The 19,442-nt window shown below is 70.2% G+C and carries 16 protein-coding genes, 2 tRNA genes and 2 pseudogenes; 16 read left to right on the plus strand and 4 right to left on the minus strand.

The genetic code is table 11. The annotated features are described in order from the left end of the window. Positions 1-11: 11 nt before the first annotated feature. The 5 genes from proB to AB0I77_RS01630 all read left to right on the plus strand — a co-directional run bounded on the left by proB (position 12) and on the right by AB0I77_RS01630 (position 5,047). The gene (gene proB, locus AB0I77_RS01610; protein ID WP_363280552.1) at positions 12-1,118 is read left to right on the plus strand and encodes a glutamate 5-kinase; all 1,107 of its coding nucleotides are present in this window, start codon (positions 12-14) and stop codon (positions 1,116-1,118) included. Between the two features lie 174 nt (positions 1,119-1,292). Next, a complete protein-coding gene (locus AB0I77_RS01615) occupies positions 1,293-1,757 on the plus strand; it encodes a hypothetical protein (RefSeq protein WP_363280553.1) in 465 nt (154 codons plus the stop codon). A gap of 93 nt (positions 1,758-1,850) precedes the next feature. Further along, positions 1,851-3,137, plus strand: a complete 1,287-nt coding sequence (locus AB0I77_RS01620) for a glutamate-5-semialdehyde dehydrogenase (protein ID WP_363280247.1) — start codon at positions 1,851-1,853, stop codon at positions 3,135-3,137. A 118-nt stretch (positions 3,138-3,255) separates the two neighbouring features. Further along, positions 3,256-3,873 (plus strand): hypothetical protein, encoded by a 618-nt coding sequence (locus AB0I77_RS01625; protein ID WP_363280248.1) that lies wholly within the window; start codon positions 3,256-3,258, stop codon positions 3,871-3,873. Between the two features lie 100 nt (positions 3,874-3,973). Next, on the plus strand, positions 3,974-5,047 hold the full coding sequence (locus AB0I77_RS01630) for a hypothetical protein (RefSeq protein ID WP_363280249.1): 1,074 nt from the start codon (positions 3,974-3,976) through the stop codon (positions 5,045-5,047). Positions 5,048-5,176: 129 nt separating this feature from the next. Here the strand turns inward: AB0I77_RS01630 and AB0I77_RS01635 are convergent, their stop codons facing one another. Then, positions 5,177-6,304, minus strand: a complete 1,128-nt coding sequence (locus AB0I77_RS01635; protein ID WP_363280250.1) for a M48 family metallopeptidase — start codon at positions 6,302-6,304, stop codon at positions 5,177-5,179. Between the two features lie 124 nt (positions 6,305-6,428). On the opposite strand from AB0I77_RS01635, the gene AB0I77_RS01640 reads away from it, so the two are divergent. The 7 genes from AB0I77_RS01640 (at position 6,429) to AB0I77_RS01670 (ending at position 10,854) form a co-directional block, all read left to right on the plus strand. Further along, positions 6,429-6,590 (plus strand): hypothetical protein, encoded by a 162-nt coding sequence (locus AB0I77_RS01640; RefSeq protein ID WP_363280251.1) that lies wholly within the window; start codon positions 6,429-6,431, stop codon positions 6,588-6,590. A gap of 107 nt (positions 6,591-6,697) precedes the next feature. Further along, positions 6,698-6,862 (plus strand): hypothetical protein, encoded by a 165-nt coding sequence (locus AB0I77_RS01645; protein WP_363280252.1) that lies wholly within the window; start codon positions 6,698-6,700, stop codon positions 6,860-6,862. Positions 6,863-6,954: 92 nt separating this feature from the next. Further along, complete coding sequence (nadD, locus tag AB0I77_RS01650) at positions 6,955-7,665, plus strand: nicotinate-nucleotide adenylyltransferase (protein WP_363280253.1); 711 nt, start codon at positions 6,955-6,957, stop codon at positions 7,663-7,665. 16 nt (positions 7,666-7,681) lie between these two features. Beyond that, complete coding sequence (locus AB0I77_RS01655) at positions 7,682-9,448, plus strand: LytR C-terminal domain-containing protein (protein ID WP_363280254.1); 1,767 nt, start codon at positions 7,682-7,684, stop codon at positions 9,446-9,448. A 114-nt stretch (positions 9,449-9,562) separates the two neighbouring features. After that, complete coding sequence (gene rsfS / locus AB0I77_RS01660; protein WP_363280255.1) at positions 9,563-10,006, plus strand: ribosome silencing factor; 444 nt, start codon at positions 9,563-9,565, stop codon at positions 10,004-10,006. Then, complete coding sequence (locus AB0I77_RS01665; protein WP_363280257.1) at positions 10,003-10,665, plus strand: histidine phosphatase family protein; 663 nt, start codon at positions 10,003-10,005, stop codon at positions 10,663-10,665. The genes rsfS and AB0I77_RS01665 overlap by 4 nt, the downstream gene beginning before the upstream one ends. Positions 10,666-10,781: 116 nt before the next feature. Beyond that, positions 10,782-10,854, plus strand: a tRNA-Ala gene (locus AB0I77_RS01670). An 89-nt stretch (positions 10,855-10,943) separates the two neighbouring features. Here the strand turns inward: AB0I77_RS01670 and AB0I77_RS01675 are convergent. Continuing rightward, a pseudogene (locus AB0I77_RS01675) lies at positions 10,944-11,097 on the minus strand (transcriptional regulator); the annotation flags it as partial. Between the two features lie 87 nt (positions 11,098-11,184). Here AB0I77_RS01675 and AB0I77_RS01680 point away from each other — a divergent pair. The 3 genes and pseudogenes from AB0I77_RS01680 to AB0I77_RS01690 all read left to right on the plus strand — a co-directional run bounded on the left by AB0I77_RS01680 (position 11,185) and on the right by AB0I77_RS01690 (position 12,935). After that, a pseudogene (locus AB0I77_RS01680) lies at positions 11,185-12,273 on the plus strand (MFS transporter). A 246-nt stretch (positions 12,274-12,519) separates the two neighbouring features. After that, the gene (locus AB0I77_RS01685) at positions 12,520-12,753 is read left to right on the plus strand and encodes a hypothetical protein (RefSeq protein ID WP_003976229.1); all 234 of its coding nucleotides are present in this window, start codon (positions 12,520-12,522) and stop codon (positions 12,751-12,753) included. A gap of 109 nt (positions 12,754-12,862) precedes the next feature. After that, a tRNA-Ala gene (locus AB0I77_RS01690) sits at positions 12,863-12,935 on the plus strand. 65 nt (positions 12,936-13,000) lie between these two features. Here AB0I77_RS01690 and AB0I77_RS01695 read toward each other — a convergent pair. Then, positions 13,001-14,614, minus strand: a complete 1,614-nt coding sequence (locus tag AB0I77_RS01695) for an NADH-ubiquinone oxidoreductase-F iron-sulfur binding region domain-containing protein (protein WP_363280258.1) — start codon at positions 14,612-14,614, stop codon at positions 13,001-13,003. Further along, positions 14,611-15,855 carry a cytochrome b/b6 domain-containing protein gene (locus tag AB0I77_RS01700; RefSeq protein WP_363280259.1) on the minus strand — a complete coding sequence of 415 codons (1,245 nt, stop codon included), beginning with the start codon at positions 15,853-15,855 and terminating at the stop codon, positions 14,611-14,613. The genes AB0I77_RS01695 and AB0I77_RS01700 overlap by 4 nt, the downstream gene beginning before the upstream one ends. Before the next feature lie 509 nt (positions 15,856-16,364). On the opposite strand from AB0I77_RS01700, the gene leuS reads away from it, so the two are divergent. After that, positions 16,365-19,250: a leucine--tRNA ligase gene (gene leuS / locus AB0I77_RS01705; RefSeq protein ID WP_363280260.1), complete on the plus strand. Its 2,886-nt coding sequence runs from the start codon at positions 16,365-16,367 to the stop codon at positions 19,248-19,250. The last annotated feature ends 192 nt before the right edge of the window (positions 19,251-19,442 follow it).

Genomic DNA, 19,442 nt, shown 5'->3' on the forward strand with positions numbered 1-19,442 from the left:
CAAGGCAGGCCGTGAGCGAGGCCCGCAGGATCGTCGTCAAGGTGGGTTCCTCTTCGCTGACCACCGCCTCGGGCGGCCTGGACGCCGACCGTGTCGACGCGCTCGTCGACGTCCTCGCCAAGAGCCGCAGCGGCGGAGAGAGGGAGGTCGTCCTCGTCTCCTCCGGTGCCATCGCCGCCGGCCTCGCCCCGCTGGGCCTGCGCCGCCGCCCCAAGGATCTCGCCCGCCAGCAGGCCGCCGCCAGCGTCGGGCAGGGCCTGCTCGTGGCCCGCTACACCGCCTCCTTCGCCCGCTACGGCGTCCGCGTGGGCCAGGTGCTCCTGACCTCCGACGACATGAGCCGCCGCGCCCACCACCGCAACGCCTCCCGCACCCTCGACAAGCTCCTGGCGATGGGCGCCCTCCCGATCGTCAACGAGAACGACACCGTCGCCACGGACGAGATCCGCTTCGGCGACAACGACCGGCTCGCCGCGCTCGTCGCCCACCTCGTCCACGCCGACCTGCTGGTGCTGCTCTCCGACATCGACGGCGTGTACGACGGCGACCCCACCAAGCCGGGCACCTCGCGGATCGCGGAGGTGCGGGGGCCCGCCGACCTCTCCGGTGTGGACATCGGCAGCGTCAGCAAGGCCGGCGTCGGTACCGGCGGCATGGTCACCAAGGTCGAGGCGGCCCGGATCGCGGCCGCCGCCGGCATCCCCGTGGTCCTCACCAGCACGATCCACGCGGCCGAGGCGCTCTCCGGCCGCGACACGGGCACGTACTTCCACCCCGCCGAGAAGCGCTCCGCGGACCGGATGCTGTGGCTGCAACACGCGTCCACCCCGCAGGGGGCGCTGACCCTGGACGACGGCGCGGTGCGCGCGGTCGTCGATCGCCGCAAGTCGCTGCTGCCGGCCGGAATCGCCTCCGTCGAGGGCGAGTTCACGGCGGGCGACCCCGTCGAACTACGGGACGGCGAGGGGCACGCGGTGGCCCGCGGGCTCGTCAATTTCGACGCCAAGGAGATCCCCCGGCTCATCGGCCGCTCGACCCGGGAACTGGCCCGTGAGCTGGGCCCCGCGTACGAACGCGAGGTCGTGCACCGGGACGATCTGGTGATCCTGCACCCGTGAACGGTCGTTGGCCACCCGAAAACGGGGTGAACGACCTGACAAGAACGTCGCCCTGAGGTGGACGTTCCGCAAAAGCGCCACACGAGCCCTTTCGGCCTGCTCAACTTTGTCTCAGGGACACATTCCGTACGAGCACCGCTCGACCTGTGGATGAAGGAGGCCGTCGTGAGACGAGTGCGCCCTGGGGCGGCGTCCCGCGGTGGCGCCGGAGGTGCTCCTTCGCGCGCGGCCGGCGAGGAGCGTGCCCTGACCAGCGTCGCGGCCGGTGACCGCTACGAGGGCGAGGAACCGGCGGATCTGCCGCGCCTGTGGCACGTCACCCTGAGCGTCTCCGGCGACGAGGCCCCGCTCAAGGAGGTCCGGCGTGCCCTCGAACAACTCGCCCACGACCATCCCTTCCTGCTGACCAGCAGATACGCCAACGACCACGCCGAGATCCGGTACTGGGAAGAGGCCCGCGACCTGCACGACGCGGCCGCCGTCGCCCTGCGCCTGTGGGGCGAGCACCGGCAGAGCGCGGGGCTCCCGCCGTGGGAGATCGTCGGCCTGGAGGTCATCGACCGCCAGACCTACCACCAGCGCATCTCCGAGGGGTACGGCCCGCCGCCGGCGACGCCGGTGGGCGTCCATCCCTTTTGAGACATCTGGCCGGTCTCGCGGTCCATCTCGGCGTGTATCTCGGGGTTTGGGATGACTGGTGGCGGCTCCCGCCCCGCGCACTACGCTTCCCTCATGACCACGCTTTCGCCGTACGACTCCATGTCCCCGGTCACTCGGGCCGCCTACCGTGCCAAGGCCGCCGCCGCCGACCTCGCCCCGCTGCCGCGGTCCGAGAAGGACGACGCGCTGCTCGCCGTCGCGGACGCGCTGGAGGTCCGTACGAGCGAGATCGTCGAGGCCAACGCCAAGGACATCGCCAAGGCCCGCGAGGCCGGCACTAGCGAGGCGATCATCGACCGGCTGACGCTGACGCCGGAGCGGGTGCGGGCCATCGCCTCCGACGTCCGGGACGTCGTCGCGCTGCCCGACCCGATCGGCGAGGTCGTCCGCGGCTCGACCCTCCCCAACGGCATCGACCTGCGCCAGGTCCGCGTCCCGCTCGGCGTCGTCGGGATCATCTACGAGGCCCGCCCGAACGTGACCGTGGACGCCGCCGCCCTCTGCCTGAAGTCCGGCAACGCGGTGCTGCTGCGCGGCTCGGCCTCGGCGTACGAGTCGAACGCCGCCCTCGTGCGGGTGCTCCGCGACGCGGTGGGCGGGGCCGGGCTGCCCGCCGACGCCGTGCAGCTGGTGCCCGGCGAGAACCGCGAGAGCGTGCGCGAGCTGATGCGGGCCCGCGGGCTGGTCGACGTGCTCATCCCGCGCGGCGGCGCCTCCCTCATCCAGACGGTCGTCACCGAGTCCATCGTCCCGGTCATCGAGACCGGCACCGGCAACTGCCACGTCTACGTCGACGCGAACGCCGACCTCGACATGGCGATCGACATCCTGATCAACTCCAAGGCGCACCGCGTCAGCGTCTGCAACGCCGCCGAGACGCTCCTCGTCCACCAGGACATCGCCCCCGAGTTCCTGCCGCGCGCCCTGGACGCCCTCGCCGAGGCGGGCGTGACCGTGCACGCCGACGAGCGGGTACTGGCATATGCCAAGGATTCCAAGGCCACCGTCGTCGAGGCCACGCCGGAGGACTGGGAGACCGAGTACCTCTCCTACGACATCGCCGCCGCGGTCGTCGACTCCCTCGACCGGGCCGTCGAACACATCCGCCTGTGGACCTCCGGCCACACCGAGGCCATCGTGACGACCTCGCAGCAGGCCGCCCGCCGCTTCACCCAGCTGGTCGATTCCACGACGGTCGCCGTGAACGCCTCCACCCGGTTCACGGACGGCGGCCAGTTCGGCTTCGGCGCGGAGATCGGCATCTCGACACAGAAGCTGCACGCCCGCGGCCCTATGGGCCTGCCCGAGCTGACCAGCACGAAGTACATCGTCACCGGGGACGGGCACGTACGGCGCTGAGGCGCACGCCCCGGGCCCCTGACGTGGCATATGCGCCCGACACGCACGCCGGGCGCCTGCCCGTGCCGCACAGGAGCCGTCTCAGCCGGCGGATGAATTTCCATACCGTCTGCCCAAATTGACACCCCCGGTCTACTCTGGACTCGTGCCGGAGGACGTGGGGGGCACGCCGTTCCCTGACGGCTGGGAGCCCGACGACGACCACGACCGCGGGGTGTCGGACGAAGAGTTCGCCTCCGTGGTCTTCGACGAGGCCTTCGTACGGGCGGCCGTGGTGCACGAGCCGACCGCCGTCGAACGCCTCCTGGCCGCCGCGCAGGCGAGAGCCGAGGCCTCCGAGGCCGAGGCCCGCCGGGCCCACCGCAGGGGGGAGCGGTACGAGGACGGCTTCGGCCCCGACGACCCCCGCGGTTTCGGCCATGATCCGGAACTCGACGACCTGGACGACGCCGAAGAGCTCGAGGGCTACGAACGCCGCTACGGCGCTCCCGGCCCCTACGGCAAACCGACCCGCTGGCACCGCCCCGTCGCCTGGCTGCTCGCCCTCGTGATGGGCGTCGGCATGGTCGCGCTGGCCTTCGCGGCGGTCTACCGCAGCGCCTCCTCCGGCGGCAGCCGGGACCAGGGTCCGCGGCCGCCCGCCTCGACCGGCCTGGAGCAGGGCACCGCGGCGGCGCCGTCCGCCTCGGCCGACTACTCCCAGCCAGCCGTGTCCGCGGTCCCGCGCACGCCCTGAGCGCCGCGCGGCAGGTCAGGGCCGGTTCTGGTGAGAACCTGTCAGAACTTGTCGTGTACCTCGGCGTTTACCTGGGCTCCCCGCGACCTACTCTGAAGATATGGGAGGGCCTGGAGACCCACCCGAGGGGACACCCGAGGGCGGCCCCGGAGGTGGCGAGGACGAGTACCGATCCGTCGTCTTCGACGAATCGTTCGTCCGCGCTGCCCGCATCCAGGAGTACTCCGCCCAGGAGCGCATCGCCGACCACGCGCCCGCCGTACGCCGCCGCCCGCCCCTGCGCCGCGGCGGGCTGTCCCGGCAGGCGCTGATCCTGGTCCTGCTGATCGCCGTCGCCTTCGGCACCGCGATCTACATGGGTGTCCGCCACCCCTATCAGGCCCCCGCCGCCCGGCAGCCCGTCGAGCCCCTGCGGATGACCGTCATCCCGCTGGCACCCGAGGGCAAGGTGCCCGGGCACGCCGACCCCGAGTACCTGTACGCGCACAGCCCCGCCGCGCAGTACCGCGTCGGCGCCGAGGGCATACCGCTGCCTGCCTCCCGGCGCACCGCGCACTTCTCGGACAGCCAGGTGGTGGCCGCCCTGACCACGGCGAAGGACTACATCGTGCGGTCCTCGCTCGACCCGGAGGTCCTCAACGGCAAGCAGGTCCGCACGGTGCGCGTCCTCCTCGACACGGACCAACTCGACCAGTTCGACCAGAGCTTCGCCCATCCGGCCGCCGACGGCCGGCACGCGCCCACCGGATGGCTGGTTCGCTTCGACCCGTCCGGCGCCGAGCTGGCCGACCGCAAGATCCGGGTCCAGGGCACCCTCCAGGCCGCCGAGACCGACTCGGCCACGCTGGAGGTCACCGCGGACCACACCTTCGTGTACGCGCTGCGGCCCGCAGGCGCCGACAGCAAGGCCGAGGCGTCGCTGTTCACGGTCCGGCGCGAGCTGCACTTCCGCTTCGACCGTGACGACCTGCGCCTGCACACGGCCCAGCTCGTCGTCTCCTACGTCCAGGCCGGGCCCCTGTCCTGTGCCGGGGACTCCACGAACCGCCTGGACCCGCTGCTCGTCGGCCAGACCGCGAAGCAGGGCGGCCCGGCAGGCACGGACCCGTATGCGACGGGCGGCGCGACGGCGCTGTGCGGGGCATTGGCTACGAGCGCACAGCCGAAGGTCTGAATCCGCCGATCCGCTGCTCTGCCGAGGGTCTGGTCCTCGGCTGCCGATCTGCCGAGGGTCTGGTCCTCGGCTGCCGATCGCCGAGGGTCTGATTCTGGCCGTCCGTCTGCCGAGGGTCTGGCCCCGCCGTCAGCCGCCGTCGCGCGGCGGCGTGTCCGTCGGGCCGGACGGGTCGGTCGGGCCGGTCGGGCCGGACGGGTCCGTCGGCGGTGCCGGGCTCGCGAAGCCGCCGAAGCCGCGCCGGACCCGGCCGCCCAGGTCCCCGGCCCCGCCGGCGATGTCGCTGACCAGCTTCATCAGCGGGTCCTTGGACCCCCTGACGTTGCTGGCATAGCTCGACGCCGACTCGCGGAACGAGTCCGTGACCGAGGTGTCCTTGTCCTCGGTGCGCCGCGGGTAGTGGCCGTCCATGATCCGCTGGTAGTCGCGGGACTCCGACCACTTCTTCAGCTCGGCCGCCCGGATGGTGGTGAAGGGGTGGGAGCGCGGCAGGACGTTCAGGATCTTCAGCACGGAGTCGCGCAGGTCGCCCCCGGCCTCGTACTCCTCGGCCTGCTTCAGGAACGAGTCCACGTTCATCTCGTGCAGATGGTTGCCACCGGCGAGCTTCATCAGGCCGCGCATCGAGGCCGTGAGGTCCTGGCCGACCAGGAGGCCCGCGCGGTCCGCGGACAGCTCCGACTTGCGGAACCACTCGCGCAGCGCGGTCACGATCGCCATGATCGCGAGGTTGCCCAGCGGGATCCAGGCGACCCTGAGGGCGAGGCTGGTCAGGAACAGCAGGATGGTGCGGTAGACGGAGTGACCGGACAGGGCGTGCCCCACCTCGTGCCCGACGACCGCCCGCATCTCCTCCTCGTCGAGCAGCTCGACCAGACCCGTGGTGACGACGATGATCGGCTCGTCCAGGCCGATGCACATCGCGTTCGGCTGGGGGTCCTGGTTGACGTACATCGGCGGGACCTTCTCCAGGTCCAGGATGTAACAGGCGTCCCGCAGCATGTCGTTGAGGTGCGCGAACTGCTGGTCGGAGACGCGCACCGAGTCGGACAGGAACAGCAGCCGCAGGCTGCGCTCGGGCAGCAGACCGCTGAGCGCCTTGAAGACCGTGTCGAAACCGCTCAGCTTGCGCAGCGCCACCAGGGCGGAGCGGTCGGCCGGGTGCTCGTACGCACGCGAGGAGATCCCCGGGAAGCGCCTGCGCTGCCTGCTCGGCACGTTCTCGTGCCCGTTGTGCTGGTGGCCGTCGTCGGACATGTGATCCCCCAGGCGTGTGGATGGCCCTTTGCGGACCCTTGTGCGGCCCTTTGCGCCCCCGAAGCAGAGCCCAGCCTAGGCGGAGATACCGTGGGCAGGCACTACAGCGAAGGAGTTCCACGCCATGGAGCACAACCCCGCAGCCGCCTGGTTCACCGAGGCCGCGAGCGCCGCCGAGCGACAAGGGTCGGGGGATCTGCTCCGAGTGGTCCTGATCGTGATGGTGCTGGGCTGTGTGCTGACCGCGTGGTTCCTGCTACGGGGGTACAGGCGGAAAGACGACTGAGAGTGCCCGAAGGTTCCCAACGGTGGAGTCGGCGTGAGCGCCCCCGAGGCGCCCGCTTACGATGAGCCGACATCTTTATCCCGCCCACCGGATAGGTTCTGCCGAAGATGAGCATCCACAGCACCGCTGCCCAGTTGGTGACCCTCGCCGCCGAGGGCGAGGAGCACGGGGGCAACCACGAGAGCCTCAACCCGCTGGTGACCGGCGGCGGCGCCTTCCTGATCCTGATGCTTCTGCTGTGGATCACCACCCGCTTCAACCGCGACCGCTGAGCCCGGCGGGAGCCCGGCAGGGGCCCCTTCCCGGCCACCTGGAGGGATCAGGCCACCGAGGCCCTCAGGCTGGGCCGGTAGGGTCTGCACGCATGGGAGAGCAGGACATGCCTACCGGTCCGGCGAACGACACGCCGAACGGCCCGGACGACCGTCCGGTGAGCGCAACCGAGAACCGTCCGACGAGCGGCCCCGGCAACGGCCCGTCGAACCCCGGCAAGCGCCGCCTCGGCGTCATGGGCGGAACGTTCGACCCGATCCACCACGGGCACCTCGTGGCGGCCAGTGAGGTCGCCGCGCAGTTCCACCTGGACGAAGTGGTGTTCGTCCCGACGGGCCAGCCATGGCAGAAGACCCACCGCAATGTCTCCCCGGCCGAGGACCGCTACCTGATGACGGTGATCGCGACCGCCGAGAACCCCCAGTTCTCGGTCAGCCGCATCGACATCGACCGCGGCGGCCCGACCTACACCACGGACACCCTGCGCGACCTGAAGGCGCTCAACCCCGACACCGACCTCTTCTTCATCACCGGCGCCGACGCCCTCGGCCAGATCCTCACCTGGCGGGACACGGAGGAGCTCTTCTCCCTCGCGCACTTCATCGGCGTGACCCGGCCGGGCCACGTCCTGTCCGACGCCGGCCTTCCGGAGGGCGGCGTCTCGCTCGTCGAGGTCCCGGCGCTCGCCATCTCCTCCACCGACTGCCGAGCGAGAGTCGCGAGCGGCGACCCCATCTGGTACATGGTGCCGGACGGAGTCGTGCGCTACATCAACAAGCGCGAGCTGTACCGCGGCGAGTGAGCCGAGAGGGGCACCGGTGAACGACCGATACGACCCGGGGTACGGGGGCGACGACCAGTACGAGCTCGTCGGCTACGACGAGTACGGCCGACCTGTGTACCGCCAGGCCCCGCCGCAACAGGCTCCCCAGCAGCCGTACGACCCGCCCCCGCAGCAGCAGGGGTACGGATACGACCCGTACGCGACGGGCGGGCAGCAGCAGCCGCCGTCGTACGACCGGCAGCAGCAACCGCCGTCGTTCGACCCCTACGGCACCGGCCGGCAGGCCCCCGTGCCGCCGCCCTACGACCCGTACGCCACCTCCGCCCAGCAGGGCGGAGGGCCGGCGCCCTCGTACGACCCCTACGGTCAGACCGCCACCAGCGGCCAGCAGCCCCGCGTCGCCGAACAGACCGCCTACATCCCGCAGCAGGCCGGGCCGGCCCAGAATGCGGACACCCCCGTCCGTACCCCGGGGGAGCACCGTGCCGAGCCGGACGGGGAGCGTGGGGCCGGGCGCGATCGGGACTACCGCACCGAGCAGTTCGCCTTCGTCGAGGAGCCCGACAGCGACTCCGAGGACGTCATCGACTGGCTTCAGTTCACCGAGAACCGCACCGAACGCCGCGAGGAGGCCAAGCGCCGCGCCCGCAGCCGGATCGTCGCCCTGGTCGTCGTCCTGGCGCTGGCCGCGTCCGGTGGCGTGGGCTACCTCTGGTACGCCGGGAAGCTGCCCGGCCTGTCCTCGTCGGCGGACGCGAAGACCGGTACCGCAACCGCCGTCGGCGCCCAGAACCGTGACGTGATCGTCGTCCACCTGCACAACACCGCTCAGGGCGGCACCTCCACGGCACTGCTCGTCGACAACACCACCACCAAGCAGGGCACCACCGTCCTGCTGCCCAACTCCCTCAACCTGACGGACGACGACGGCACCACGACCACCCTCGCCAAGTCGGTCGAGGACGACGGCTCCTCCGGGACCCGTGACGCGCTCGACACCGTTCTCGGCACCGACATCGGGGGCACCTGGCGGCTGGACACCCCCTACCTCCAGAACCTCGTCGACCTCGTGGGCAACATCGACGTCGACACCAACACCGACGTTCCCGACCCGAAGGGCAAGAAGGGCGAGGCGCCCCTGGTGAACAAGGGCAAGGATCAGACGCTCAGCGGCAAGACGGCCGTCGCCTACGCCACCTACCGGGCCTCCGGCGAGGCCCAGGACGCCCAGCTGGAACGGTTCGGGCAGGTCATGCAGGGCGTGCTGCGCAAGCTGTCCTCCGACGCCCAGGGCGCGACCGTCACCGTGCAGACGCTGGGGCAGATCATCGAGCCGCCGCTGACCGACAAGAACCTGGGCACCTTCCTCGCCAAGCTCGCCGACCTCGCCAAGGGCGGCGACTACAAGACCGCCCTGCTGCCCGTCCAGACCGACGGCACACTGAGCGCCCAGGCCAGTGCCAGTGTGGTCAAGAACGTGCTCGGCGGCACCGCGAAGAGCCCCGACAAGGACGCGGCCGTCAGTGTCTCCGTCCAGAACGCCAGCGGCGTCAAGGACAACACCGAGCAGGCCCGCGTCGTGCTCCTCAACGGCGGCTTCACCTTCCTGGAAGGCGGTACGGCGGCCGGCGCCCAGGCCGCCTCCAAGGTCGTCTACGCCGACGCCGCCGATAAGGAGAACGCCACCGAGGTCGCCAAGACCCTGGGCCTGCCCGGCAGCGTCGTCACCAAGGGCACGGTCCCTGGGAACGCGAACGTCGCCGTGACCCTCGGCCAGGACTACAAACCCTCGGCGTCGTAGCCCTCCGTCGCCCCCGGTGAGGCCGCACCCCACGTGAACCGTCCATCACGTGGGGTGCCCTCGGCGGTCCGTGAGACCCTTGGTGTCAAGTGACCGCCGATCGAAAGCCTTGTAGTGACCGCGACTGACCGCTCCCTGGAGCTCATCACCACCGCCGCACAGGCGGCCGCCGACAAGCTCGCGCACGACGTGATCGCCTATGACGTCAGCGACGTACTGTCGATCACGGACGCCTTCCTGCTGGCCTCCGCGCCCAACGACCGTCAGGTCAAGTCGATCGTCGACGAGATCGAGGAACGGCTCTCGAAGGAGCTCGGCGTCAAGCCGGTGCGCCGCGAGGGCGACCGCGAGGCCCGCTGGATCCTCCTCGACTACATCGACATCGTCGTCCACGTCCAGCACAGCGAGGAGCGCGTCTTCTACGCCCTGGAGCGGCTGTGGAAGGACTGCCCCGAGATCGAGCTGCCCGCCGACGCCAAGGCGACCCGCGGCAAGGCCGCGGAGCACGTCAAGCTGCGGGCCGAGGAGGACGCTGCCGAGTTCGGGGAGCTGCGGTGAGCGCGCCCGTCGGCAGCAGGCCCGGCCGGGGCCGCCGCGTCATCCTGTGGCGGCACGGCCAGACCGCGTGGAACGTGGAGCGCCGCTTCCAGGGCACCACGGACGTCGAGCTCACCGAGATCGGCGTCGGCCAGGCCCGCCGCGCCGCCCGGCTGCTCGCCTCCCTCAGGCCCGACGCGATCGTCGCCTCCGACCTCCAGCGAGCGGCGAACACGGCGGCCGAACTCGCCGCGCTCACCGGCCTGGACGTGACCCACGACGAGGGCCTGCGCGAGACCTACGCGGGTGTCTGGCAGGGGCTGACGCACGAGGAGATCATCGCCCGGCACGCCGAGGAGTACGCCGCGTGGAAGCGCGGTGAGCCGGTGCGCCGTGGCGGCGGCGAACTGGAGACCGAGGTCGCCGATCGCGCCGCCCCCGTCGTGCTCCGGCACGCCGAGAAGATCCCCGACAACGGCACGCTGGTCGTGGTCAGCCACGGCGGCACGATCCGCACCACCATCGGCCGTCTCCTCGGCCTGGACGCTCACCACTGGGAGAGCCTCGGCGGTCTCTCCAACTGCTGCTGGTCCGTCCTTGGCGAGGGCGCCAAGGGCTGGCGTCTCCTGGAGCACAACGCCGGCACCGTCCCGGAACCGGTGCTCGGCGACGACGACTGAGCGTCTCTCCAGGGCCCCGGACCCGGATTTCACTTTCCGGCAGGTCGCAGGCTAAAGTTCTTCTTGTTCGCACCGCGGAGCGGAGCGAAACACCATGCGGCTCCGCCGCATGACAAGGGGCTATAGCTCAGTTGGTAGAGCGCCTGCATGGCATGCAGGAGGTCAGGAGTTCAATTCTCCTTAGCTCCACAGTTCAGTTCCACAGTTCGACACTCTATTGAGTTGTCAAAGATCGGTTGCCGAAGATCCCGTCCCTCTCAGGGGGGCGGGATTTTTTATAGATGCTCGCGCTCGGGCGGATCGAGGCGCAGCGTCGCGACACGGCATCCAGCACCTGTGCGGACGCGTTGATCGGCCGGCCCTGTTCCAGCGGGCGCGCCTGCTGCGCAGAGGCGCGGCCGGCTCGGGTCGGCGGCGCTGTGTCGTCCCCATCGTCATGTCCCCCATCGTCGATGCCCGACTTGTCCCCTGCCAGGTGCTGTCAGTACCGGCATCGCACTCGTCCTCGCCGCCCGGTACATGGCGCTGCTCGACGTGTTCATCGTGAATGTCGCGGCCCTCACCATCGGCACCGAACTCCACGCGTCCGGCGCGGACTTACAGCTGGTGGGCGCCGGATACGCCCTCACCTACTCCGTGTTGCTCATCACCGGTGCCCGCCTCGGCGACCGGTTCGGTCCCGCCCGGGTCCACCGCGCCGGGCTCGCCTGCGCTGGCGCGGGGTTCCACCGAGCTGATCGTGTTCCGGCTGGTGCAGGGCGCGGGGTCGGCGGTGATGATCCCGCAGGTGCTCAGCCTGATCCAGCGCAACTTCACCGACGAGGCCCGGATGAAGGCGCTCGTCGCCTACTCGGCGGTCCTCGCCGTCGGCGCCGCCGCCGGGCAGGTCGTCGGCGGAATCCTGGTCAGCGCCGACCTGTTCGGTACGGGCTGGCGGCCAGTCTTCCTGGTGAACGTGCCGGCGCGCGGCCTCGATCTTCCCGGCCTGGTGCTGCTCGGGGCGGCCGTGTCGCTGTTCACAGTGCCATTGGTGCTCGGGCAGGAGGAGGACTGGCCGCTGTGGTCCTGGCTGTCGCTGGCGGCGTCCGTGGTCTTGTTCACACTGTTCTGGGCGTACGAGTCCCGGCCGGCCCGGCGCGGCGGCGCCCGCTGATCGCGCCCGGCGTGCTGCGTCATCCCGGCATGGGTCTGGCTGTCTTCCGCGTTCTGGCGGTCATTGCGGTCACTGGCGGCTTCCTGTTCGTGCGCACCCTGCATGCGCAGGGCGGCCTCGGCTACAGCGCGGCGGGCGGGCCTCACCTTCGCGCCGACCGCCGTCGTCTTCGGCGTGGGCCTGGTCCTGAAGGGTGGCGACGAGGGCGGTGCGCTGCTGTATCTCGCGTTCTGCGGAGTGGGCGGGGGGCTCGCGCTCGCCTTCAGCCCGACCTTCACGCACGGGCTGGCCACGGTGGGGCCCAAGAACGCGGCGCATTGTTCTTGAACCGGCTTGAGTCACTCGGGGCCTTTGGGGCGTATACCTCTGCGGTGGCGCTTTTGGCGTGCGTGTTCGCGCTGGCCGGGACGGCCGCGGTGGGTGCCGTGTCCGGACTGGTACTGAGGCGTCGCTGACCGTATTGGCCCGGCCGTGGCAGAATCAAACGGCCGGAAGGGGGCGCGGCCCGACGGGAGGGAGCAGTGATGCCTGCGAGCATCCTCAGGGAGGTCGGCCACCTCCTTGATGCAGCGTCAACACGGGACACGGTCATCCGTCTCAGCTGCCCTTCCTGCGGTTCGGTCCACGTGGCCCAAGTGCTCGGTGACAACGGCGGAGTTTCCTACGTGTGCACGGCCTGCGGCCACAGCTGGAGCTGATCGATGGGTGCACACAGGCGAAAGTGCGATTGGTGCGGCAGCGGTACGCCGATCGTCCGTGACATGGAACCGGTCAATCCCGACTACCAGTACTGGTGCGAGGAGTGCGCGCGGGCGCTGATCATAAAGGGCGACCCGATCGAGACCTACCGCGAACTCGAGGGCGAGCCGATCTACGGCCGGCTTCTTGAGGAGCACTGCACGCTCAAGCGCTTTTATTCGTTCGTCACGGCGTGAGTCATGGCGTGACCACAGGGCGGCAGCGCCCGAGCCGCCCGGGCGGGTGCCGCACGGAAACGATTTGGTGGTGCCCCCGCTGGACCGTGTAATGTTGTCGTCGTCGCAAGGGGCTATAGCTCAGTTGGTAGAGCGCCTGCATGGCATGCAGGAGGTCAGGAGTTCAATTCTCCTTAGCTCCACAGCCAGATCCCGCCGGATCATCTCGATCCGGCGGGATCTTCCCGTTTTCAGGGGCGGTTGGCGCTCAGCGGCCCAGGGCGCGACGACCGCGGCCCTGGGAGAGGACCGGCAGGTTGTTGCGGGTCGAGCCCTGCGAGCGGGTGTCCTCCTCGATGCGCAGCGCGAGCGCCGGGCAGCGGCGCACCGCGCGCAGCGCCTTCGCCTCCGCGTAGCGCGGCACCTGCGCCTGCGCGACGGTCGGGAAGCCGTCCGCGCCGAGTTCGAAGACCTCCGGGAGGATGTCCGCGCACAGGCCGTGGCCCCGGCACAGCGTCCAGTCGACGTAGATCTTCTGGCGGCTGGGACCGGTCTCCTCGGACTCGCCGCCGCCGGGGATGCCCGTCGGGGTCTTGCCGCCCTCGAAGAGCGGCAGAACGCCCTCCACAGGCCTTCCGCAGCCGTTTCCGAGGACGTGCGCGGCGAGGTCGTCGGTGAACGCCTTGATCGTCGACTCCAGGAACATCGCGGAGCCGTCGGGGTGCGAGCAGGCGCCGCGTCGCTTCACGTTCTTGGCGACCTGCTTGAGCGCTTCCAGGGCGGCCGGTCCGCCGCCGTTGATGATGTCCTCCATGCCGCGCGCGGCGGCCGGCAGGCCGAGGTAGCAGGGACCGCACTGTCCCGCGCTCTCCTCGGCCAGCCACTGCGCCACCCGCAGTGACTCGCCCAGCGGACAGGTCTCCTGGCTGATCGGCAGGATGGCGCCCGCTCCCAGCGAACCGCCCACCGCGTCCAGGGAGTTGCGCGAGACGATCGCTTCGTTGACCGTCGCCGCGTCGATCCACTTGCCGTGGTAGCCGCCGGTCAGCACGCCCTGCGGGACGGGCGGGGCGCCGGCGAGCTGAAGGACGTAGCGCAGCGGTACGCCCGTGGGGACCTCGATCACCATGGGCCGGGCGACGGCTCCGGAGACCGTGAGCAGGACGGTGCCCGGCTCGTCGTACAGACCGGTGTTGCCGTAGCGCTCGGGGCCGATGCGGGCGGCGATCGCCAGCTGGGCGAACGTCTCGGCGTTCGACAGCAGCGTGGGCGCGCCGCCGACGCCGTTCTGCGAGGCGCTGACCTTGCGGCCGGGCGGGATCGCCGGACCGCCGTCGATGGAGCGGACCAGCGACGCGGCGGCGCCGGTGACCATGCGGACCGGATTGCGCTGCACGCGTGCGCGTAGCGCCGATCGGCGTCCGTTGCTGAGGCCGCGTTCGGCGAGCGCGGCCTCCATGGAGCGCTGTGTGGACTCCCGGGTGACCCCCACCACGAGCGTGCGGGCACCCAGCGCCTCGGCGGCCAGCAGCGCGCCGTCCAGGATGAGGTGCGGGGCACGGTTGATGAGCACCGTGTCCTTGCGGCAGGCCGGTTCGTCCTCACTGCCGTTGACGACGACGACCGGCCGCACACCGCGTTTGATCGCCGCTTCGGCGACCGAGCGCAGCTTCTTGTGGAAGGGGAAGCCCGCGCCGCCGCGGCCCTTCAGGTTGATGTTCTCGGCGAGCTTCGCGAGCTGCTCGCCGCCCATCGGTTCGAGCGGGCCGTGCACCTTCAGGTGCATGGGTAGATCGAGTCTTTCGACAAGGTCGAAGCCCGACGTGAGCTGGGGAAGGCCGACCACGCGGACTTCTGGGACGTCGGGCAGGGCCTCGTTCACTTAAAGCCTCCGGAAGGCGTGTTCCAAGGTTCGCCCGATCCCGGTGCGTCGAAGTCGTACGAAGCACCGGGCGTTGTTTCAGTGGCGGGACCGCTGTTGTACGTGTCGTCCGGGTAGTACGTGCCGTAGAGGGTGTTCGTCTCAGCGGTGTCGTACACATCACTCGAGCCGTAGCCGGAGGCGCCCGAATTGCCATAGGCCGGGATGTTGTATCCGGTGTCGTTGAGCGGGTCGTAGGCCGACGGGGGTGCCTCGCCGACCGGCGGCGGCGAGGGGATCGGCCAGTTGCCGGACGTGCTGCCGCCGCCGTCGAAGCGCTGGATGGCCTCCGTGGGCTGCATGTCCAGCGGCATGTCCATGCGCGCGGTCTGGTCGGCGGCGAAGGGCTGCTGCTGTCGTCCTGAGGGCGAGGAGACGGCGCGATAGGCGGCGGCGAAGCCGTTCGCGGGCTCTTGGGCCGCGGGTGCCTCGTACGGGGGCGTCATGCGGGACTCGTACGGGGGTGTCATGCGGGACTGGGGCTGCTGAGCCCGCTGGTTCTCGTAGCCCGGCAGCGCGGACTCCGCCACCCTGGCCCGGCTGGCGTCGAGCTCCTCGCGGCCCGGCCGTTCCTCGGTCCCCAGGAACGCGGCGATCCGGTCGGCGACCTTGCGCTTGACCGGGCGCGGGGCCGCGCGCAGGGCGAGGGCCGCGGTGACGCCGAGCACGGACAGGCCGTACATGATCACGAAGACCGGCTTCGCCGCGCGGCCCGCGTACAAGCCGTGCAGCAGGGCGGCGCACCAGGCCGGGTAGGCCAGCATGTGCATCGCCCGCCAGCGGGCCGCCACGGGGGCGGGGGAGGCGAATTTGCTGCGCAGGGCGCCGGTGATGCCCACGAAGATCATGAGCAGGCCGGCCAGGGAGCCGAGGCCGATCAGGCCCTCGGCCCCGGTGACGCCGAGCGAGAAGGGGATCAGCGCCGCGATCAGCACCGTGTGGTCGAGCGCGATCTTGGCGGTGATGTGCAGCAGAAGGAACGCGATCGAGGCGACAGCGGTTATCCGGTGTACGGCCTGCCCGATGATCCGCTGGCGTGTGTCCAGGAAGATCCGGTCCTGGGCGACCAGTCCCCAGATCACCGAGCAACTGAGCGAGACGAGCGACAGGACGCCCGCGCCGAAGTTCAGGAAGTCGCGGAACCGGTCACCTCCGATCAGCACGGTCACGGGTATGAGGAGCAGGACGGCGGTCGACGCCACCCCATAGGCAGACCGGCCAGGCTGGGGGAGCGAGCTGTTACTACGACGAGGGTTCATGGGGGCAACTCCGAGCAGTTTCGGGAAAGCGGTCCCGCTGCCGCACTCTAAGTGGCTCCATACCGGTGGGTACGCGGTTTGAGTTATTGCGTTGTTATCAAACGACAATGGCATCGCTGTTGTGATGCCCCTTAGTGGCTGTTACGCGAAGTAACTTTTGACCTGGGTTCAGTTGGTGTCGGGGGTGATCGGTGTGCTCGACGGGTCTGCGGGGGTGGCGCCCGTTGTCAAAGAGGCATACGGAAGCGCGTCGCCGCGTGCTCAAGGGCTGCGGTACCCTAACGCCATGCGTGCCGTACGCCTTCTGCTTAGCGGGCCGCGCTGATCAGTCCCGACCACCGGGCGAATCGGATGGTCGGAATCGGCGCGGCGTCCCCTCCTGTGCGAGGGGATTTTTCGTTTCTTGGATGTCACAGCCGCTGGCAGAGACGATCGATGGAGCTTTGAGGATCATGAGCGAGACGAACCCCGCTGCCACCGCCGAGGTGGTCGCGCCGCACCGCTACACGGCCGCCATGGCCGGCGAGATCGAGGCACGCTGGCAGGACTTCTGGGACGCCGAGGGCACCTACGCGGCGCCGAACCCGACGGGTGACCTGGCCGGCGACCCCGAGCTGGCCGCCAAGCCCAAGAAGTTCATCATGGACATGTTTCCCTACCCCTCCGGGGCGGGCCTGCACGTCGGCCACCCCCTGGGCTACATCGCCACCGACGTATACGCCCGGTTCCAGCGCATGACCGGCCACAACGTCCTGCACACCCTGGGCTTCGACGCCTTCGGCCTGCCCGCCGAGCAGTACGCCGTGCAGACCGGCACGCACCCGCGCGTGTCCACCGAGGCCAACATCGAGGCCATGAAGGCCCAACTGCGCGCACTGGGCCTGGGCCACGACAAGCGCCGGTCATTCGCCACGATCGACCCGGACTACTACAAGTGGACCCAGTGGATCTTCCTGCAGATCTTCAACTCCTGGTACGACGACGAGGCGAAGAAGGCCCGCCCGATCGCCGAGCTGATCGACCGGTTCGAGTCCGGTGAGCGCGCGGTGCCCGGCGGCCGTACCTGGAGCGGGCTGACCGCCGCCGAGCGCGCCGACATCCTGGGCGAGTACCGCCTGGCCTACGCCTCCGACGCGCCGGTCAACTGGTGCCCCGGCCTGGGCACCGTACTGGCCAACGAGGAGGTCACCGCCGACGGCCGTTCCGAGCGCGGCAACTTCCCGGTCTTCAAGGCCAAGCTGCGCCAGTGGAACATGCGGATCACCGCCTATGCCGACCGGCTGCTGGACGACCTGGACGCGCTGGACTGGCCCGAGGCCATCAAGCTGCAACAGCGCAACTGGATCGGCCGCTCCGAGGGTGCCCGCGTCGACTTCCCGATCGACGGCGAGCGCATCACGGTCTTCACCACACGCCCGGACACCCTGTTCGGCGCGACCTACATGGTGCTGGCCCCCGAACACCCGCTGGTCGAGAAGTTCACCCCGGCCGCCTGGCCCGAGGGCACGCACGAGGTGTGGACCGGCGGCCACGCGACCCCGGCGGACGCTGTGGCCGCCTACCGCGCGCAGGCCGCCTCGAAGTCCGACGTGGAGCGGCAGGCCGAGGCCAAGGACAAGACCGGTGTCTTCATCGGCGCGTACGCGACCAACCCGGTCAACGGCGATCAGGTCCCCGTCTTCATCGCCGACTACGTCCTGATGGGCTACGGCACCGGCGCGATCATGGCCGTACCGGCGGGTGACCAGCGTGACTTCGAGTTCGCGCGCGCCTTCGAACTGCCGATCCACTGCATCGTCGAGCCGACCGACGGCCGGGGCACCGACCCGTCGACGTGGGAGGACGCCTTCGCGTCGTACGACGCGAAGATCATCAACTCCGCCAACGACGAGATCTCGCTGGACGGCCTGGGCGTCGTCGACGCCAAGGCGCGCATCACCGAGTGGCTGGAGCGCAAGGGCGTCGGCGAGGGCACCGTCAACTTCCGGCTGCGCGACTGGCTGTTCAGCCGCCAGCGCTACTGGGGCGAGCCCTTCCCGATCGTCTACGACGAGGAGGGCATCGCCCACGCCCTGCCCGAGTCGATGCTGCCGCTGGAGCTGCCGGAGGTCGAGGACTACTCGCCCCGCACCTTCGCACCCGACGACGCCGACACCCAGCCCGAGACCCCGCTGTCCCGCAACGAGGACTGGGTCGCCGTCACCCTGGACCTGGGCGACGGACGCGGTCCGCGCAAGTACCGCCGCGAGACCAACACCATGCCCAACTGGGCCGGTTCCTGCTGGTACGAGCTGCGCTACCTGGACCCGCACAACAGCGAGAAGCTGGTCGACCCGGAGATCGAGCAGTACTGGATGGGCCCGCGCGAGGGCCAGCCGCACGGCGGCGTCGACCTGTACGTCGGCGGCGCCGAACACGCTGTACTGCACCTGCTGTACGCGCGCTTCTGGTCGAAGGTCCTGTACGACCTGGGGCACGTCTCCTCGGCCGAGCCGTTCCACAAGCTGTTCAACCAGGGCATGATCCAGGCCTACGTCTACCGCGACAGCCGCGGCATCGCGGTTCCGGCCGCCGAGGTGGAGGAGCGCGACGGCGCGTACTACTACCAGGGCGAGAAGGTCTCCCGGCTGCTGGGCAAGATGGGCAAGTCCCTGAAGAACGCGGTCACTCCGGACGAGATCTCCGCCGAGTACGGGGCGGACACCCTGCGCCTGTACGAGATGGCGATGGGCCCGCTGGATGTCTCCCGGCCGTGGGACACGCGCGCGGTGGTCGGCCAGTTCCGGCTGCTGCAGCGGCTGTGGCGCAACGTCGTGGACGAGACGACCGGCTCCGTGGCGGTGGCCGACACCGAGGACGCCGACATCGACGTGGACACGCTGCGCGCCCTGCACAAGGCGATCGACGGTGTCCGCCAGGACCTGGAGGGGCTGCGGTTCAACACCGCCATCGCCAAGGTCACCGAGCTGAACAACCACCTGACCAAGACGGGGGGCCCGGTGCCGCGGTCCGTCGCCGAGTCGCTGGTGCTGCTGGTCGCCCCGCTGGCCCCGCACATCTCCGAGGAACTGTGGCGCAGGCTGGGCCACACCGACTCGGTGGTCCACCAGGACTTCCCGGTCGCCGACCCGGCGTACGTCGTGGACGAGACCGTGACCTGCGTGGTCCAGGTCAAGGGCAAGGTCAAGGCGCGCCTGGAGGTCTCGCCCTCCATCTCCGAGGACGAGCTGGAGAAGGTCGCGCTGGCCGATGAGAAGGTCGTGGCGGCACTGGACGGCGCGGGGATCCGGAAGGTGATCGTGCGGGCGCCGAAGCTGGTGAACATCGTTCCGGCGTAGACACGGTGAGGTGATGTCCGGCTCGGACGACACGGTGAGGTGACGTCCGGCTCGTACGCAGACGTACGGACGGTTCGCCTCGGGGTAGTCCCCTACGGGCAGGTTCGGGGTTTTTCTGGAACTCCGGGCCTGCCCTTTGCGTTTACCGTGGAAGAGCGGCGCGGTGCGTGCCGACAGTCGGAGGAGAGGCTC

Source organism: Streptomyces sp. NPDC050619 (assembly GCF_040654815.1).
Taxonomy (GTDB): Bacteria; Actinomycetota; Actinomycetes; order Streptomycetales; family Streptomycetaceae; genus Streptomyces.

Excerpts from the sequence above, each read along its gene's own strand:
- AB0I77_RS01685 (WP_003976229.1), top strand. The coding sequence starts at position 12,520 with ATGGGTGCACACAGGCGAAAGTGCGATTGGTGCGGCAGCGGTACGCCG.
- nadD (WP_363280253.1), top strand. The coding sequence starts at position 6,955 with ATGGGAGAGCAGGACATGCCTACCGGTCCGGCGAACGACACGCCGAAC.
- AB0I77_RS01645 (WP_363280252.1), top strand. The coding sequence starts at position 6,698 with ATGAGCATCCACAGCACCGCTGCCCAGTTGGTGACCCTCGCCGCCGAG.
- AB0I77_RS01620 (WP_363280247.1), top strand. The coding sequence starts at position 1,851 with ATGACCACGCTTTCGCCGTACGACTCCATGTCCCCGGTCACTCGGGCC.
- AB0I77_RS01640 (WP_363280251.1), top strand. The coding sequence starts at position 6,429 with ATGGAGCACAACCCCGCAGCCGCCTGGTTCACCGAGGCCGCGAGCGCC.
- leuS (WP_363280260.1), top strand. The coding sequence starts at position 16,365 with ATGAGCGAGACGAACCCCGCTGCCACCGCCGAGGTGGTCGCGCCGCAC.
- AB0I77_RS01630 (WP_363280249.1), top strand. The coding sequence starts at position 3,974 with ATGGGAGGGCCTGGAGACCCACCCGAGGGGACACCCGAGGGCGGCCCC.
- AB0I77_RS01635 (WP_363280250.1), bottom strand. The coding sequence starts at position 6,304 with ATGTCCGACGACGGCCACCAGCACAACGGGCACGAGAACGTGCCGAGC.